The sequence below is a fragment of the Streptomyces sp. NPDC004134 genome (assembly GCF_042874195.1).
Taxonomy (GTDB): Bacteria; Actinomycetota; Actinomycetes; order Streptomycetales; family Streptomycetaceae; genus Streptomyces.
The window spans coordinates 135091-151662 of record NZ_JBIAMS010000019.1 but is presented as its reverse complement, the minus strand read 5'-3'; the positions used below and the strand labels follow the sequence as shown (position 1 = coordinate 151662).

The 16572-nt window shown below is 75.6% G+C and carries 15 protein-coding genes; 8 read left to right on the top strand and 7 right to left on the bottom strand.

From position 1 onward, the window contains the following. Positions 1-3 precede the first annotated feature (3 nt). Genes ACFYVJ_RS23475 through ACFYVJ_RS23445 form a run of 7 tightly spaced genes read left to right on the top strand, consistent with a single transcriptional unit; the run spans position 4 to position 7911 of the window. Positions 4-1593 carry a sugar ABC transporter ATP-binding protein gene (locus ACFYVJ_RS23475; RefSeq protein WP_388894629.1) on the top strand — a complete coding sequence of 530 codons (1590 nt, stop codon included), beginning with the start codon at positions 4-6 and terminating at the stop codon, positions 1591-1593. Further along, positions 1590-2795: an ABC transporter permease gene (locus ACFYVJ_RS23470; RefSeq protein ID WP_388894626.1), complete on the top strand. Its 1206-nt coding sequence runs from the start codon at positions 1590-1592 to the stop codon at positions 2793-2795. Before ACFYVJ_RS23475 ends, ACFYVJ_RS23470 begins: the two co-directional genes overlap by 4 nt. After that, positions 2792-4282, top strand: coding sequence for an FGGY-family carbohydrate kinase (locus ACFYVJ_RS23465; protein ID WP_388894623.1), 1491 nt, complete (start codon positions 2792-2794; stop codon positions 4280-4282). The genes ACFYVJ_RS23470 and ACFYVJ_RS23465 overlap by 4 nt, the downstream gene beginning before the upstream one ends. Further along, on the top strand, positions 4279-5295 hold the full coding sequence (locus ACFYVJ_RS23460; protein ID WP_388894620.1) for an NAD(P)-dependent oxidoreductase: 1017 nt from the start codon (positions 4279-4281) through the stop codon (positions 5293-5295). Before ACFYVJ_RS23465 ends, ACFYVJ_RS23460 begins: the two co-directional genes overlap by 4 nt. After that, a complete protein-coding gene (locus ACFYVJ_RS23455; protein ID WP_388894617.1) occupies positions 5292-6029 on the top strand; it encodes a bifunctional 4-hydroxy-2-oxoglutarate aldolase/2-dehydro-3-deoxy-phosphogluconate aldolase in 738 nt (245 codons plus the stop codon). The genes ACFYVJ_RS23460 and ACFYVJ_RS23455 overlap by 4 nt, the downstream gene beginning before the upstream one ends. Then, positions 6026-6973, top strand: coding sequence for a shikimate dehydrogenase family protein (locus tag ACFYVJ_RS23450; protein WP_388894614.1), 948 nt, complete (start codon positions 6026-6028; stop codon positions 6971-6973). The genes ACFYVJ_RS23455 and ACFYVJ_RS23450 overlap by 4 nt, the downstream gene beginning before the upstream one ends. Then, complete coding sequence (locus ACFYVJ_RS23445; RefSeq protein ID WP_388894611.1) at positions 6970-7911, top strand: phosphotriesterase; 942 nt, start codon at positions 6970-6972, stop codon at positions 7909-7911. The genes ACFYVJ_RS23450 and ACFYVJ_RS23445 overlap by 4 nt, the downstream gene beginning before the upstream one ends. Before the next feature lie 39 nt (positions 7912-7950). Here the strand turns inward: ACFYVJ_RS23445 and recQ are convergent, their stop codons facing one another. The 7 genes from recQ to ACFYVJ_RS23410 all read right to left on the bottom strand — a co-directional run bounded on the left by recQ (position 7951) and on the right by ACFYVJ_RS23410 (position 14975). After that, positions 7951-9780: a DNA helicase RecQ gene (gene recQ / locus ACFYVJ_RS23440; RefSeq protein ID WP_388894608.1), complete on the bottom strand. Its 1830-nt coding sequence runs from the start codon at positions 9778-9780 to the stop codon at positions 7951-7953. Between the two features lie 93 nt (positions 9781-9873). Then, positions 9874-10146, bottom strand: coding sequence for a hypothetical protein (locus ACFYVJ_RS23435; RefSeq protein ID WP_388894605.1), 273 nt, complete (start codon positions 10144-10146; stop codon positions 9874-9876). Between the two features lie 103 nt (positions 10147-10249). Next, positions 10250-11254 carry a proline racemase family protein gene (locus tag ACFYVJ_RS23430; RefSeq protein WP_388894602.1) on the bottom strand — a complete coding sequence of 335 codons (1005 nt, stop codon included), beginning with the start codon at positions 11252-11254 and terminating at the stop codon, positions 10250-10252. A 96-nt stretch (positions 11255-11350) separates the two neighbouring features. Then, positions 11351-12715, bottom strand: a complete 1365-nt coding sequence (locus ACFYVJ_RS23425; protein WP_388894599.1) for an NAD(P)/FAD-dependent oxidoreductase — start codon at positions 12713-12715, stop codon at positions 11351-11353. Beyond that, positions 12712-13092, bottom strand: coding sequence for a (2Fe-2S)-binding protein (locus ACFYVJ_RS23420; RefSeq protein ID WP_388894596.1), 381 nt, complete (start codon positions 13090-13092; stop codon positions 12712-12714). Before ACFYVJ_RS23420 ends, ACFYVJ_RS23425 begins: the two co-directional genes overlap by 4 nt. Beyond that, on the bottom strand, positions 13079-14275 hold the full coding sequence (locus tag ACFYVJ_RS23415) for an NAD(P)/FAD-dependent oxidoreductase (protein ID WP_388894593.1): 1197 nt from the start codon (positions 14273-14275) through the stop codon (positions 13079-13081). Before ACFYVJ_RS23415 ends, ACFYVJ_RS23420 begins: the two co-directional genes overlap by 14 nt. A 64-nt stretch (positions 14276-14339) precedes the next feature. Next, complete coding sequence (locus ACFYVJ_RS23410) at positions 14340-14975, bottom strand: helix-turn-helix domain-containing protein (RefSeq protein ID WP_388894590.1); 636 nt, start codon at positions 14973-14975, stop codon at positions 14340-14342. A 262-nt stretch (positions 14976-15237) separates the two neighbouring features. Between ACFYVJ_RS23410 and ACFYVJ_RS23405 the strand changes: the two genes are divergently transcribed. Continuing rightward, the gene (locus tag ACFYVJ_RS23405) at positions 15238-16356 is read left to right on the top strand and encodes an N-acetylmuramoyl-L-alanine amidase (RefSeq protein WP_388894587.1); all 1119 of its coding nucleotides are present in this window, start codon (positions 15238-15240) and stop codon (positions 16354-16356) included. Positions 16357-16572: the final 216 nt, after the last annotated feature.

Genomic DNA, 16572 nt, shown 5'->3' with positions numbered 1-16572 from the left:
GCCATGGCAACCCCCGAGTCGAGCCCCCTGGTCAGCCTGCGGGGCGTGGGTAAGAGCTATCGCGCCGTGACGGCGCTGGCCGCCGTGGACCTGGACATCGCACCGGGCGAGGTGCACTGTCTCGCCGGTGAGAACGGCGCCGGGAAGTCCACCCTCATCAAGGTGCTGACCGGCGCGGTGGCCCGCGACGGCGGCGAGTACCGGGTACGGGGCCGCGAGATGCGCGCCCACGTCACTCCCGCCGAGGCCCGCGCCGCCGGTATCGGCGTCGTGTATCAGGAGCTGAGCCTGATGCCCGAGCTGACCGTGGCCAGCAACCTGAGCATGTTCGGCATGCCGGGCCGGGCCGGCTGGGTCGACCGCCGCAGACAGCGCGCGCAGGCCAGGGAGATGCTGGCCCGCGTCGGTCTCGCCGACCTGGACCCCCGTACGCGGGTGTCGGAACTGACCACCGCCACCCGCCAGTTGGTCGAGATCGCCCGGGTACTCGGTCACGACGCGCGGCTCGTCGTCTTCGACGAGCCGACCACCGCGCTGTCCGCGCAGGAGGCGGACGCCCTCCTGGCGCGCATCGCGACGCTGCGGGACGAGGGCGTCTCCGTCCTGTACGTCACCCACCGGCTGGAGGAGATGTTCGCCGTCGGCGACCGGGTGACCGTGCTGCGCGACGGCCGGGTGGTCGAGACCCGGCCGATGTCCGACTACGACGAGGACTCCCTCGTGCAGTCGATGGTCGGCCGCCGGATCGAGAACCTGTACCCCGGCGAGCGCGCAGAGCCCGGCGACATACGGCTGGAGCTGCGGGGCCTGCGCCCCGCGGGCTTCCCCGCGCCGGTGGACCTGACCGTACGCCGCGGCGAAGTCGTCGGCCTGGCCGGGCTGCTCGGCTCCGGGCGCACCGAACTGCTGCGCGCCGCCTTCGGCGCCGACCCGGTGCTCGGCGGCGAGGTCCTGGTCGACGGCCGCCGCGTCAACGCCACCTCCCCGCGGGCCGCCGCCCGGGCCGGGCTCGGGCTGCTGCCCGAGGACCGCAAGGAGTCCGGGCTGCTGCTGGGCCTGAGCATCGAGAAGAACGTCGCCATCGCCAGCCTGCCGCGCACCGGCACCTTCGGGGTGCTGCGCCGCCGCCGGATGCGCGAGCACGTGACCGCCGCCTCCGCGGGGCTGCGCATCAAGCTCGGCGACTGGAGCGACCCGGTCTCCTCGCTCTCCGGCGGCAACCAGCAGAAGACGCTGGTCGCCCGCTGGCGGGCCACCGGCGCCAAGGTGCTGCTGCTCGACGAGCCCACGAAGGGCGTCGACGTCGGCTCCAAGGCCGACATCTACCAGGTGATCGCCGAACTGGCCGCGGACGGCCTGGCGATCGTGGTCGTCTCCTCCTACCTCCCCGAACTGCTGGGCCTGTGCGACCGCGTCGAAGTGGTGCGCCAGCGCCGTCTCGTGGGCTCGCTGCCCGCCGCGGAGGCCACCGAGGAGGCCGTGCTGCGGCTGGCGAGCCCCGTGGGCCCGGCCGCGCCCCCCGCCGCCGGCGCCCCCGCGGCCGGCCGGCCAGGACCCGCCGAACCTTCCGCACCGTCCCTGGAGAACCGATGACCGACCTCGCCAGAGCCACCGCCCCCGCCGCCGGCGGCGGCACCTCCAAGGGCATCCAGTTCGGCAAACGCCCCGCCCGGCAGCCCGCCGACGGGGAGATCCTGCGCCTGGGCCAGGTGCTGGGCCGCACCTCCGGCGGCATCCCCGTGCTGCTGGTGCTGGCCTTCGCGCTGACCATGTCCACCGAGTCGTTCCTCACCGGCACCAACCTGGACAACCTCGGCCGGCAGGTGTCCATCTTCGCGATCATCGCCGTCGGCCAGCTCATCGTCATCCTCACCGCGGGCATCGACCTGTCCGTCGGCTCGGTCGTCGGCCTGTCCGGCATCGTCGCCGCCAAGGTGGTCTACGACACCGGGGGCGGACTGCCCATCGTGGGCGCGGTGCTCCTCGCGCTGCTCGTCGGCGCCGCCGCCGGGCTGATCAACGGCCTGCTGGTGGCGTTTCTCAAGATGCCGCCGTTCATCGTGACGCTCGGCATGATGGGCGCCGCCCGCGGCGCGACCCTGCTGCTCAGCGACGGCCGCACGGTGCAGCCGCTGCCCGACGGCTTCGCCGAGATCGGCGGCGGCAGCCTGCTCGGCATCTCCCATCTGACCTGGCTGATGGTGCTCATCACGGTGTTCTTCGCGCTGCTGCTGCGCCGCACCGTCTGGGGCGAGTACGTCTACGCCGTCGGCTCCAGCGCCGAGTCCGCCCGGCTGACGGGCGTGCCCGTACGCCGCGTGCTCGTCAGCGCGTACGTGCTCTCCGGCACCCTGGCCGCCGCGGCCGGCGTGCTCCTCGCCTCCCGCCTCGGCAACGGCGTGCCGACCTCCGGCAACGGCTACGAACTCCAGGCCATCGCCGCCTGCGTGATCGGCGGCGCCAGCCTCTTCGGCGCCAAGGGCAGCGCGCTCGGCGCCCTCGTCGGCGCGCTGGTCGTCGGCATGCTCAACAACGGCGGCACGCTGCTGGGCATCGACCCCTTCTGGCTGCAGATCGTCATCGGCGTGCTGATCCTCGCCGCCGTCGCCACCGAGCACGTCCACAACCTCCGCCGCGGCGGCAAGGCCAAGCCGGTCAAGGACGTGCCCCCGTCCGGGGTGCCGGAACAGCCAGGCGAGCCGCTACCGGCGGGCGGCACGCCGCAACCCGGTCCGGGGACCGCGGGCGACGAGACTGCCGGTGAGCCGACCCCGACGAAACGAGCGGCACCATGATCATCGCGCACGACCTCGGCACCACCGGCGACAAGGCGTCGCTGCACGCCGACGACGGCACCCCGGTCGCCGCCCTGACCGAGCACTACGGCACCGACTTCCGCGCCGGCGGCGTCGCCGAACAGGACCCCGAGGTGTGGTGGCGCGCCGTCTGCGCCGCCACCCGGCGGCTGCTGGAGCACACCGGCGTCCGTCCCGCGGAGGTCGCCGCCGTCGGGTTCAGCGGCCAGATGATGGGCGCGGTGCTGCTCGACTCCGCGTACCGGCCGGTGCGGCCCTCGCTGATCTGGGCCGACCACCGCAGCCGGGAGCAGGCCGGCCGGCTGACCGCCGCGCTGGGTGCCGAGCGGGCGTACCGCCTGCTCGGCCACCAGCTCCACCCCACCTACTCGCTGACCAAGGTGATGTGGGTCCGCGACCACGAGCCGGAGACCTTCGCCCGGGTGGCCCACGTCTGCCTGGCCAAGGACTACGTCGTGCACCGGCTCACCGGCGTGCTGGCCACCGACCGCTCCGACGCCTCCAGCACCAACGCCTACGACCAGCCCGCCGGCGCCTGGTCCGCCGAGGTGCTGGCCGCGGCCGGTATCGACCCCGGGCTCTTCCCCGAGATCGTGCCGTCGACCACCGTCGCGGGACCGCTGCCCCCCGAAGCCGCCGAGGCCACCGGGCTGGCCGCCGGCACCCCCGTCGTCCTCGGCGGCGGCGACGGCCCGCTGGCCGCGCTCGGCGCCGGGGTCATCGACCCCGCCGACGGCGCGTACGCCTACCTCGGCTCCTCCTCATGGGTCTCGCTCTCCGCGGAACGGCCGCTGCACGACCCGCTGATGCGCACCATGACCTTCGACCACGTCGTCCCCGGCCGCTACGTGCCGACCGCGACCATGCAGGCCGGCGGCGCGTCGCTGGACTGGGTCGCGGAGGTGCTCCGGCCGGGACAGGGCGGGGACCGCTTCCCCGAACTGCTCGCCGCGGCGGCCGACGCCGACACCGCGGGCCTGTACTTCCTGCCGCATCTGCTCGGCGAGCGCTCCCCGTACTGGAACGCCGCCGCGGCCGGCGCGTTCCTCGGCCTCACCCGCCACCACCAGGAGGCGCACCTGACCCGCGCGGTGCTGGAAGGGGTGGCGTTCAATCTCGCCACCTGCGTCGGCGCGTTCCGCGAGGCCGGGCACCCGGTCGACCGGGTCGACGCGATCGGCGGCGGCGCGGCCAGCGACCTGTGGCTGCAGATCCTCGCCGACGTCTGGGGCGCCACCGTGCGCCGCCGCAGCATCGTCGAGGAGGCCAACAGCCTGGGCGCGGCCGTCACCGCGGGCGTCGGCGCGGGCCTCGTCGACGGCTTCGCCGTCGCCCGCGACCTGTCCGGCGTCACCGCCGAGTTCACCCCGGACCCGGGGCGGCACGCCGACTACCGGCGGCGGCACGCGCTGTTCCTGGAGGCGTACGAGCGGCTGGAACCGTGGTTCGCGAAGGAGAAGCGATGAACGGAACAGCGGAGAGCGGCGCCGGCGAGGCCCCGGTGGTGCTGGTGACCTCGCGGTCCTTCGGCAGCGGCACCGCGCCCGTCGAGGACGAACTCGCCGCCGCCGGGCTGCGTGTGGTACGCGGCTCCACCGTCCACGACCCCGCCGAGCTGGCCCCGCTGCTGGCCGGCGCCGTCGCCTGGATCGCCGGCACCGCGCCGGTCACCGACGCGCATCTGGCCGCCGCGCCGCGGCTGCGGGTCGTCGCGCGCTACGGGGTCGGCGTCGACAGCGTCGACCTGGCCGCCGCCGCCCGCCGCGGCGTCACCGTCACCAACACCCCCGCCGCGAACAGCGACGCCGTCGCCGACCTCGGCATCGCGCTGCTCCTCGCCGCGCTGCGCGGCGTCGCCGCCGGCGACCGGGCGGTGCGCGCCGGGTCCTGGCAGCCGCGCCGCGGCCGGGAGCTGGGCACTCTCACGCTCGGCGTCGTCGGCCTCGGCCGGGTCGGGCGCGGGGTGGCGCGGCGCGCCGCCGGGTTCGGCACCGAGGTGCTGGGGCACGACCCGTACCTGGACCCGGTGGTCTTCGAGGTGCTGGCCGTCCGGCGGACGCCGCTCGCGGAGCTGGCCGGGCGGTGCGACGCGGTGAGCCTGCACGCTCCCGGCGGCACCCGGGTGGTCGACGAGCGGTGGCTCGCCGGGGCCAGGCCGGGGCTGATCGTCGTCAACACGGCGCGGGCCGACCTCGTCGACGAGCACGCCGTCGCCGCGGCGCTGCGGGACGGCACGCTGGCCGCGTACGCCGCGGACACCCTGGCGGGCGAGGGCGGCGCCGCCGCGGAAAGCCCGCTGCTGGCCGCGGAGTTCGCCGACCGGGTGGTCCTCACCCCGCACCTGGGCGCGCAGACCGTCGAGGCGGTGGACCGGATGGGCGCGGGTGCCGTACGGGCCGTCCTCGACGTGCTCGCGGGACGCCAGCCGGCGCACCCCGTACCCCTGCCCGTACCCGCCACAGAAGAGAGCGCACCGTGACCACCCAGCAGCCCCCCGCGGACCCCGCCGCGCCCCTGTCCCCGCTCGCCGGCCTGCGCCGCGCCGGTGTCGTCGCCGTCCTCCGCGCCCCGACTTCGGACGGTGCGCTGGCCGCGGTGGCGGCGCTGGTCGAAGGCGGCGTCACCGGCATCGAGATCACGTACTCCACCCCGGACGCGCCCGCGGTCATCGCGGAGGTACGCGCCCGCCACCCCGAGGCGCTGGTGGGCGCGGGTACCGTCCTCACCGCCGCGCAGGCCGCCGCCGCGGCCGACGCCGGCTCGGCGTTCCTGGTCAGCCCCGGCACCACCCCCGAACTGGCCGCCGCCATGCTGGACACCGGTCTGCCCGTGCTCTCCGGCGCGCTGACCCCCAGCGAGGTCATGACCGCCACCGCGCTCGGCGTGCACGCGGTCAAGGTCTTCCCCGCCTCCCTCGGCGGCCCGGGCTATCTCCGCGCGCTGCGCGGCCCGTTCCCGGACGTGCCGCTGGTGCCGACCGGCGGGGTCTCCGCCGGGAACCTGGGGGAGTGGTTCGCGGCCGGCGCGCTGGCGGTCGGCGCGGGCGGCGAGCTGGCCTCCGCGGCGCACATCGCCGCGGGGCGCTGGGATTCACTGACCGTACGGGCCCGGGCGTTCGCGGCGGCGCTGGCGAAGGTCCGCGGCGCCGGCGCCGCGGCAGACCCGGCCGCACCGGCGGAGGCCGCCGACCCGGGTGCGGAGGCGGTCCGTTGAGCGCGCCGGCCGGCGCCGCCACCGGCACCGCCGCGGACACCGCGGCCATGGCCTTCGTCGGCGTCAGCACCGGCGAGTCGTCCATCATGCGGATCTTCCCCGAGTGGGCCCGCCTCCTCGGCCTGCCCACCGCCCGGCTCGTCGGCTTCGACCTGCCGCCGGACGCGGAACCCGCCCGCTACCGGGCGGTCGCCGAGCGGATCAGGCGCGACCCGCTGCTGCTCGGCGCGCTGATCACCACGCACAAGATAGGCGTCTACCGGGCCGCCGCCGACCTCTTCGACGAACTGGACGACTTCGCCAGGCTGTGCGGCGAGGTGTCCTCCGTCTCCAAGCGGGACGGCCGCTTCATCGGCCACGCCAAGGACCCGCTGACCGCGGGCCTGGCCATCGAGGAGTTCCTGGCGCCCGGCCACTTCGCCGCCACCGGCGGCGAGTTGCTGTGCCTGGGCGCCGGCGGCGCGGGCACCGCGATCAGCTACTACCTCGCCCGCCGCCCCGACGCCCCCGCCCGCGTCGTCTGCACCGACCGTTCCGCGGACCGGCTCGCCGAGCTGGCCGACGTGCTCCGGCGCGGCGGCGCGGACCCCGCCCGGCTGCGTACCGTCGTCACCGAGGACCACGCCGACGACCTGCTCGCCGCGGCGCCGCCCGGCACCCTCGTCGTCAACGCCACCGGCCTCGGCAAGGACCGGCCGGGATCGCCGCTGTCGCCCGCCGCGCGGTTCCCGCGCGGGGCCGTTGCCTGGGAGCTGAACTACCGCGGCGCGCTGCGCTTCCTGCACGCGGCCCGCGCCCAGGCGGCCGGGCGGGACCTCGAAGTCGTCGACGGCTGGCGGTACTTCATCCACGGCTGGTCCCAGGTGATAGCCGAGGTGTTCGGCCTGACCCTGGACGCCGCGACCGTCGACCGGCTGTCCGCCGCCGCCGAGGCCGTACGGTGAGCGTCCGCACGGTCCTCGGCGACCTGCCCGCGGACCGGCTCGGCCGGACCGACTACCACGAGCACCTCTTCCAGGTCTCGCCGCTGCTGCCCGGCGACGAACTGGACGACGAGGCGCGCAGCGGGCAGGAGGCGGCGTACCTGCGGGCGGCCGGCTTCACGGCGATGATCGAGGCGACCCCGGTGGGCCTGGGCCGCGACCCGGCGGCCGTCGCCCGCATCGCGCGGGCCGCCGGGCTGCACGTCGTGCACACCACCGGCGCCCACCGCGAGGCGCACTACGCGCCGGGACACCCGCTGCTCGGGCTGAGCGAAGCCGGGCTGGCGGACCTCTTCACCGCCGAGCTGACCGACGGCATGTACGCGGACGCGGACCTGACGGTACGGACCGGGCCCGCCGTGCGCGCCGGGATCGTCAAGGCGGGCGTGGGGTACTGGTCGGTCACCCCGTTCGAGCACCGGGTGCTCGCGGCGGCCGGCGCCGCGCACCGGGCCACCGGGGCGCCGGTGATGGTGCATCTGGAGTACGGCAGCGCGGCGTTCGAGGTGCTGGCGGAGCTGGCCGGGCACGGGGTGCCGGCGCACCGGGTCGTCCTCGCGCACGCCGACCGCAACCCCGACCCCGGGTTGCACGCGGAGCTGTGCGCGGCCGGTGCGTACCTCGGCTACGACGGCATGGCCCGGCACCGCGGCCACCCCGACTCCACCGTGCTCGGCTGCCTGCTCGCCACCGCGGAGCGCGTCGGTCCCGACCGGCTGCTGCTCGGCGGCGACGTCGCCCGCCGCAGCCGCTACCGCGCGTACGGCGGCATGCCCGGCCTGGACTACCTGCCCCGCCGCTTCCTCCCGCGCGTCGCGGCCGCGGGCGGCGACGCGCTGGCCGACGCCGTCACGGTGGCCAACCCGGCGCGGCTGCTGGACTGGAGCGGCACGCCCTGAGAGGGCGCCCCTCGCCCCGCGGCCCTCACCCTCCGGCCCTCACCCCGCGTCGTCCTCCGCGACGGTCTGGAGGATCGCCTCGCCGTACTTCGCGAGCTTGTTCTCCCCGACGCCGCTGACGGAACCCAGCGAGGCGAGCGATCCGGGGCGCTCGGTGGCGATCTGCCGCAGCGTCGCGTCGTGGAAGATCACGTACGCGGGCACCCCCTGCTCCTTCGCCGTCGCACCCCGCCACGCGCGCAGCCTGTCGAAGAGCGACGCCGCCTCCGCCGGCAGGTCGACGGGCTCGGCGCGCTTGGACCCGGACTTCGCCTTCGCCGCCTTCGCCGCCCGCTTGGGCTCGGTGCGCAGCGGCACCTTGCGGCCCCGGTACAGCACCTCGTCGGCTTCCTCGGTGAGCACCAGCGTGCCGTAGTCGCCCTCGACGGCCAGCAGCCCCTTCGCGAGCAACTGCCGTACGACACCGCGCCACTCGTGCTCCGCGAGGTCGTCGCCGACGCCGAAGACCGAGAGCGAGTCGTGGTCGTGCTGGATGACCTTGGCCGTCTTGCGGCCCATCAGGATGTCGACGATCTGCCCGGCGCCGAACTTCTGCCGCCGCTCGCGCCGCAGCCGCACCACCGTGGACAGCAGCTTCTGCGCGGCGACCGTGCCGTCCCACGACTCGGGGGGCGTCAGGCACGTGTCGCAGTTGCCGCAGGGGGAGCCGCTCTGGCCGAAGTACGCGAGCAACTGCGAGCGCCGGCAGTCGACGCTCTCGCAGAGCGCGAGCATCGCGTCGAGGTGCGCGCTCGCCCGCCGCCGGTGCGCGTCGTCGCCCTCGGAGCCGTCGATCAGCTTGCGCTGCTGCACCACGTCCTGCAGCCCGTACGCGAGCCACGCGGTGGAGGGCTGCCCGTCGCGGCCCGCGCGGCCGGTCTCCTGGTAGTACCCCTCCACGGACTTGGGCAGGTCGAGATGGGCGACGTAGCGCACGTCGGGCTTGTCGATGCCCATGCCGAACGCGATGGTGGCGACGATCGCCATGCCCTCCTCGCGCAGGAACCGCGACTGGTGCTCGGCGCGGGTCGCCGCGGGCAGCCCCGCGTGGTAGGGCAGCGCGTCGATCCCGTTCCGTACGAGGAAGTCCGCGGTGTCCTCCACGGACTTGCGGGACAGGCAGTAGACGATGCCGGCGTCGCCCGCGTGCTCGCTGCGCAGCAGCTCCAGGAGCTGCTTCTTCGGCTCCCGCTTGGGCGCGATGCGGTACTGGATGTTGGGCCGGTCGAAGCTGGCGACGAAGTGCCGCGCCTGCTCCAACTGCAGCCGGCTCGCGATCTCCGCGTGCGTCGCCTTGGTCGCCGTCGCGGTCAGCGCGATACGCGGCACGTCCGGCCAGCGCTCGGAGAGCGCGGACAGCGCGAGGTAGTCGGGCCGGAAGTCGTGCCCCCACTGCGCGACGCAGTGCGCCTCGTCGATGGCGAACAGCGCGACGGTCCCGCGGTCGAGCAGCCGCATGGTGGACTCCACCCGCAGCCGCTCGGGCGCCAGATAGAGCAGGTCGATCTCCCCGGCGAGGAACTCGGCCTCCACCATCCGCCGCTCGTCGGGATCCTGCGTGGAGTTCAGGAACCCGGCCCGCACGCCGAGGGCGCGCAGCGCGTCGACCTGGTCCTGCATGAGCGCGATGAGCGGCGAGATCACCACCCCGGTGCCGGGCCTGACCAGCGCGGGAATCTGGTAGCACAGCGACTTGCCGCCGCCGGTGGGCATCAGCACGAGGGCGTCGCCGCCGCCCACGACATGGTCGATGATCTCCTGCTGGCCCTCGCGGAACGACTCGTAGCCGAAGACCTTGCTGAGGACCTGCAGCGCCTCGGTGGAACTCATCGGGCGAGTTTATGCCCCGCCACCGACACCCCGCGCGAGACCTCGGCACCGGGGCCGGGACCGCGGCCGGCCCCGGCCCGTCCGCGTACGCGGCTAGCCGGACTTGCGCTGCGGCAGCGGGCGGTACGACTCGGGGCCCGGGCTCCGGCCCTCCGGCGGGTACTCGCAGTCGAGGCCGGTGATCTCGTAGTCGGTGCCCTCGCTCTGCTCCCTGTCCACCACGACGGAGCCCGTGCACACGCGGCCGTGCCCGTCGGTGAAGGTGACGATCTCGCTGGAGTCGGTCGGGGGGTCGGTGCACCCCGCGACCAGCAGTGCCGTGCCCGCGGCCAGGGCCGCCGCGCCGAGCTTCCACCGCCGTGCCATGCCACGCTCCTCCGCCTCGGTGCGCCCGGCGGTCCGGGTGCCACCACCGGCACCGTAGAGCGAAGCCCCCGGGAGCCCTCCCGGGGCGGGCGGCCCCCGGAGACTAGAGCGTGAAGCCGGCGGGGAAGGGGTCGTCGGGGTCCAGGAGGTACTGGGACATGCCCGTGATCCAGGCGCGGCCCGTCACCGTGGGGATCTGGGCGGGCAGCCCGCCGATCTCCGTCTCGGCTTCCAGACGGCCCGTGAACAGGGTGCCGAGCAGCGACTCGTTGACGAAGTCCGCGCCCAGCTCCAGCTCCCCGCGCGCGTACAACTGTGCCATCCGCGCCGACGTGCCCGTCCCGCAGGGGGAGCGGTCGAACCAGCCCGGGTGGATGACCATCGCGTTGCGCGCGTCCGCGGAGCCGTCCACAGGCGGCGCCGTCAACTGGACGTGCTTGCAGCCCGAGATGCCCGGGTCCGCCGGGTGCACGGGACGGTTCCGCTCGTTGATCGCGTCCATGATCGCCAGGCCCGCGGCGAGCATCCGCTCCTTCTCCGCCTTCGCGAACGGGATGCCCAGGCTCTCGATCGGCAGGATGGCGTAGAAGTTGCCGCCGAACGCCATGTCGTACGCGACCCGCCCCAGCCCCGGCACCTCCACCGCCGCGTCCAGCTCCAGCGCGAACGACGGCACGTTGCGGAACGTCACCGACTCCGCCTTGCCGCCCGAGACCGCGACCCGGGCGATCACCAGCCCCGCCGGCGTGTCCAGCCGGACCTCCGTGACCGGCTCGGTGACCGTCACCATCCCGGTCTCGACCAGCACCGAGGCCACGCCGATCGTGCCGTGCCCGCACATCGGCAGCAGCCCGGAGACCTCGATGTAGAGCACGCCGTAGTCGGCGTCCGGCCGGGTCGGCGGCTGGAGGATCGCGCCGCTCATCGCGGCGTGCCCGCGCGGCTCGTTCACCAGCAGTTGCCTGATGTCGTCCAGGTGCTCGGCGAAGTACGCGCGGCGCTCGGCCATCGTGGCGCCGGGCACCACCCCGACGCCGCCCGTGATCACCCGGGTCGGCATGCCTTCGGTGTGCGAGTCGACGGCCGTGAAGTAGCGGGAGGCGCGCACGTCACACCCCCGCCGGGTGGGCCGGAACGGCTCTGTCCAACCTGCGGTGCGGCATGGCGGTCTCCTTCGAGGGACGGTGTGGCGGTACGGGTACGGTCACGTTCCCGGCTCCGGTTCCGCGGGCGGCGGCTCGGCCAGCTCACCCAGCCGCACCGGCGACGCGATCGGGCGGCGCGCGAACGCCGCCGCGTCCGGCACGCCCGTCAGGCAGGCGACGTTGAGGCCGCACACGCGGCCCTGGCACTGGCCGAGCCCGGCCCTGCTGACCAGCTTCACGGCCCGTACCCCGAGCGCCTCGCGCTCCTGCACCGAGCGGCGCAGCTCGCCGTACGGGACCTCCTCGCAGCGGCACACGAGGGTGTCGTCGGCCAGCCAGGTGCGCCACCCGTCCGGCACCGGGTACGCCCGCGCCAGCGCGGCGGCGAACCTGCGCCCGGCCCGTACCCGGCGCAGCGCCGCCGCCGGGGGCGCCGGGCGGGCGCCCAGAAGCCGGGCCGCGGCGACGCCCGCGACCTCGCCCTCAGCGGCGGCCGCGTCGGCGCCGCCGACGCCCGTCAGCTCGCCCGCCGCGAACACCCCGGGCACCGAGGTGGCCTGCGCGGCGCCGACCGCGACGAACCCGCCGTCGAGCGCGCAGCCCGCGGCGAGCGCGGTCTCCAACTGGGGCACGAACCCGAAGCCGACGCACACCGCGTCCGTCTCCACCCGCCGCTCGCTGCCCGGCACGATCTCCCAGCCGGGAGTGAGCCGCGCGGTGGTGACCGCCTCCACGCGGTCCGTGCCGTGCGCGGCGACGACGGCGGTGCGGCGCCGGTACGGGATGCGGTGGCGGGCCAGGAGTGCGGCGTACCCGGCGAGTTCGCCGAACTTGCGCCATCCGGCGACGGCGTCGGCCGGCCGCCGCAGCCAGGCCGTGACCGGCTCGGCGGCCTCCAGCACCCCGGCCACCCCGGCCCCGGCCGCCGTCAGCGACGCGGCGACCGGCAGCAGGAAGGGACCGGTGCCGGCCACCAGCACCCGCTCGCCGACCCGTACGCCCTGGCCCTTCGCGAGCGCCTGCGCGGCGCCCGCGGTGAAGACGCCGGGCAGGTCCCAGCCGGGGAACGGCAGCGCCCTGTCGTACGCCCCGGTGGCCAGCACCAGCGCCCGGGTCCCGACGCTGCGCGCGGTACGGCCGGGGCCGTCGGCTGGTCCGGTGCGCAGGTGCACCCGGTGCCCGCCTTCCGGCGCGGGCTCCAGTGCCCAGACGACGGTGTGCGGCAGATGCTCGACGCCGGGCGGCAGCGCGAACCGGTCATGGCCCGTCAGCGAGTTCTGCCGGTGGAACTGCCCGCCGAGCGTGGCGCCGGAGTCCACGAGCAGGACGCGGACGCCGAGCCGGGCCGCGGCCCGGGCGGCGGCCATCCCGGCGGGCCCGCCGCCGATGACGACGACGGGGCCCGCCACCCCGGGCCCGCTCACGCCGGCAGCTCCGCGCCGTCCTGGGTGCGGATGTCGTCGCCGTCGCGGACGAGGCGCTGGCAGGCGCGGACGTCGGGGGCGCCGTTGACGACCACGAGGCAGTCGTGGCAGACGCCGATGCCGCAGAAGACGCCGCGCGGCCGGCCGCCGCCGCGGGTCGTACGCCAGGAGACCCGGCCGAGCGCCAGCAGCAGCCCGGCGACGGTCCGCCCCGACTCGGTGACCAGTTCCTCCCCGTCGACCCGCACGATCAGCAGGTCCCCGCCCCGCCCCGCCGGGCCCGCGCCCGGATGCCGCTCACCCGCCCCCGGCGGACGGTCCGGCGACGGCCCTCCCGCACCGGCCCCGCCGCCCCACGCCCGCCTACGCCGACTCATCCGCCGCCTCCGCCTCCGTCATGACCCCCGGGCGGTCCACCCGGAACGGCTCCGCGGCCACCTCAGGCGACCGCCCCGTGAACAGATCCGCCAGCAACCGCCCCGTGCCCGCCGCCAGCCCGATGCCCGCGCCCTCGTGGCCCGTGGCGTGCCAGAGCCCGGGGCGCCGCGGGTCCTCGCCGATCACCGGCAGATGGTCCGGGACGTACGGCCGGAAGCCGCCGTACGCGCGGATCACCGGCACCCCGGCCAGCACCGGGAACAGCCCGGTGGCCTTCCGCGCCAGCTCGCGCAGCACCGCCACCCGCACCGTCTCGTCGAAGCCGGCCCGCTCCCGGCTGGAGCCGATGAGCACCGTCCCGGCGCGCGTCGCCTCCACGACGGTCGACGTCTGCAAGTCGGCGGTGCCGCCCGCGACCGCGCCCACGTAGTCGGCGTCGTAGACCTTGTGCCGCACCGTGCCCGCGGGCAGCGCGGCGGTGACGAGGACCAGCCCGCGCCGCGGCAGCACCGCGACCGGCGCCCCCGCCGCCGCGGCGAACCGGCCGGCCCACGGCCCGCAGGCGTTGACGACCGCGCCGCAAGGCACCGTGCCCCGGTCGGTGCGCACGCCCGTGACGGCGCCCCCGGCACCGGTCACCACCCCGTGCGCGGTGACGCCGGCGCGTACCCTCCCGCCCCGTTCCCGTACCGCCGCCAGCAGCGCGGTCGTGGCGAGCACCGGCTGCAACTGGCCGTCCTGCGGGTAGTGCACGGCCGCCGCGACCTCCGCGGTCAGGTACGGCTCCAGCGCCCCGGCCTCCGCGGGGGTCACCGGCTCCGCCCGGACGCCGGCGGTGCGCTGGGCGGCGGCGAAGTCCGCGAGCGCGCCGGCCGCCGGGGGCGCGGTGGCGACGACCAGGCCGCCCTTGGCCTCCCACTCCGCCTCCGCGCGGCGGGGGCCGAGCAGGTCGCGCAGTTCCGCGAGCAGATGGGGCCAGCGGCGGCGGGAGTGCTGGGCGAGGGCCAGCTCGGGGCCCGGCGCCTTGTCGGAGACCAGGACGTTGCCCTCGCCCGCGGCGGTGGTGCCGCTCGCGGGGGCGCCGCGGTCGAGCACGGCCACCGACAGCCCGGCGGCGGTCAGCGCCTCGGCACAGGCCGCCCCGATCACACCGGCACCGACGACCACGACGTCGTACGCCACCTGCCGCCCACCTCCGTTCATTAAAACGAACGGCAACGAGCGTATGGAGGGCGCCGATCGGCGGTCAAGCCCCTGTTCCGGGGACGCGATGTGCGTTCTGTCGCGGCCCGGGCACGGCGCACGAGGCGACCGGCGGGACCGGGTGCGCGGCGGCCGGGTACTCCAGCATCAGCACCGAGAGCACCGGTCCTTCGACGGTCTCGTAGACGTGCGGGGCGGCGGCCGGGAAGCAGACGTAGTCGCCGGGGCCCAGCTCGTACGGCGCCTCCGGCGGGCCCACCCGGAGCCGCCCGGAGGTGACGACGACGTGCTCGCGCCCGGGGTGGCCCGCCGAGTGCTGCACCTCGCCGGGGCGCACCCGCTGGTCGTACAGCTCGACGACCGTGTCGGTGAGGTCCATCCGGCGCAGCATCCGCAGGTCGACCGCGTTGCTGCTGAGCACTTCGAGGCCCGCCGAGCGCACCAGCAGCACGTCCGGGTCCTCGCGCTCGGTGAGCAGTGAGGACACCGGCACCCCCAGAGCGTTCGACAAACTGAACACCGTCTCGATGGTGGGGTTCCCGGTCCCGGACTCCAGTTGGGACAGCGTGCCCTTGGCGATCCCGGAGGCGCGCGCCAGCCCGGAGAGGGAGAGCCCCGCCCGGGCGCGCAGCGCCCGCAGGTTGGCCCCGAGCACCCGGCCTGCCTGTTCGCGTACCACCGGACCTCCTCGACAGTCGTGCGAGAGGCTACCCGGCGCCCGGCGAGGCGGCGACGGGCGTCATCGCTATTCGCGTATCGTCGTTTTCATTGGTCGGCCCATTGACGCGGGAGTTGACCCCAATTCCCCGTGGAATAGGGGCCGTTGTTACTCAGGGGTTGTCGTGTGCATGTCCCGGATGTTTACATGGCCGACCGGACAGCGCGCGCGCACAATCCTTGATCCCCCCACATCCACCCCCCACCTGAAGAAGGAGACCAGGATGGCAGCACATCCGGGTTTCGACCGCCGCGCCCTGCTGCGCGGCGGACTGACCGCCTCCGCGGCCGGTGCGCTCGGCCTCGGCGCTGCGGGGCTCGCACACGCCACGCCCAGCTCAGCGACCACGGCCGCACCCGGCGCGGCCCCCGCCCCGCCGCGCGGCGCACACGCGCTCGCGGCGCCCGAGCCGCGCATTTACGGCACCGCGGAATGGAGTGCCCGACCGCCGGAAATCGACATCGTCGTCCTCGACCACGTGCCGACGTACATCGCCGTCCACCACACCGCGGAACCGGGCAACAGCGAGGATTACTCGCTCGAACACGCCATGGAAATCTGCCGGTCCATCCAGAACTTCCACATGGACACCCAAGGGTGGGGCGACACCGGCCAGCAGTTCACCATCAGCCGCGGCGGCTACTGCCTCGAAGGCCGGCACGAGAGCCTCGACGTCGTGCGCGGCGGCACCCAGCACGTGCAGGGCGCCAACGTCGGCGGCCGCAACAGCGAGGTCATCGGCATCGAGAACGAGGGCCTCTACACCGACGTCGACGTGCCCGCCGCGCTGTGGGACTCGCTCGTCGCGATGGTCGCCTGGATCGCCGGCCAGTACGGGCGGCCGGTGGAGAACATCATGGGCCACCGCGACTTCAACTCCACCGAGTGCCCCGGCGACGTGCTCTACGCCCGCCTGCCGGAGCTGCGCGACGCGGTGGCCGGGGTGCTCGGTGCCCCGAAGCCCGAGCGGACCGCCGTCTGGCCGCTGCTGCGCCCCGGCGACAGCGGCTCCGTGGTGCGCGCGGCGCAGCACCTGCTGCGCGCCCGCGGGTTCACCGGGCTGCCCGCCGACGGGATCTTCGGCCCCGAGACGAAGCGGGCCGTGGCGAAGCTCGGCAAGGACAGCGGCGTCGAGCGGCACTCCTGCTCGGCGGAGTACCACAAGCGCAACGACGAGACCGGGTACCTCGGCGCGGACATCTGGCCGCTGATCACCCCGCGCGGGCGCGCCGGGGCCGGCGGCGAGGTCTCGAAGGCCGTCGAGGCGCTGCTCGGCCGCGGGCGGCGGGCGCCGTCGGGCCGGGAGCTGGACGCGACGGTGTGGAAGCAGTTGCTGTCCTGAGGATCCGAGCGCGTACGTGAACGGGCGCGGGCCCCGCGCCCGTTCACGTACGGCCGGCCGCGTGCGCTACGGCACCGCGACCGCCGCGCCCCCCCCCGCGGGTCCGCGGCGGTCGCCGGTGTCAGCGGCGGCCCGCCGCGAACGGTCGGAGCCGCTCCGCGAGCGCGTCGCCCGCCACCGACCGGAAGTCCGTGGCCCGATACCGGGCCGAGTCGG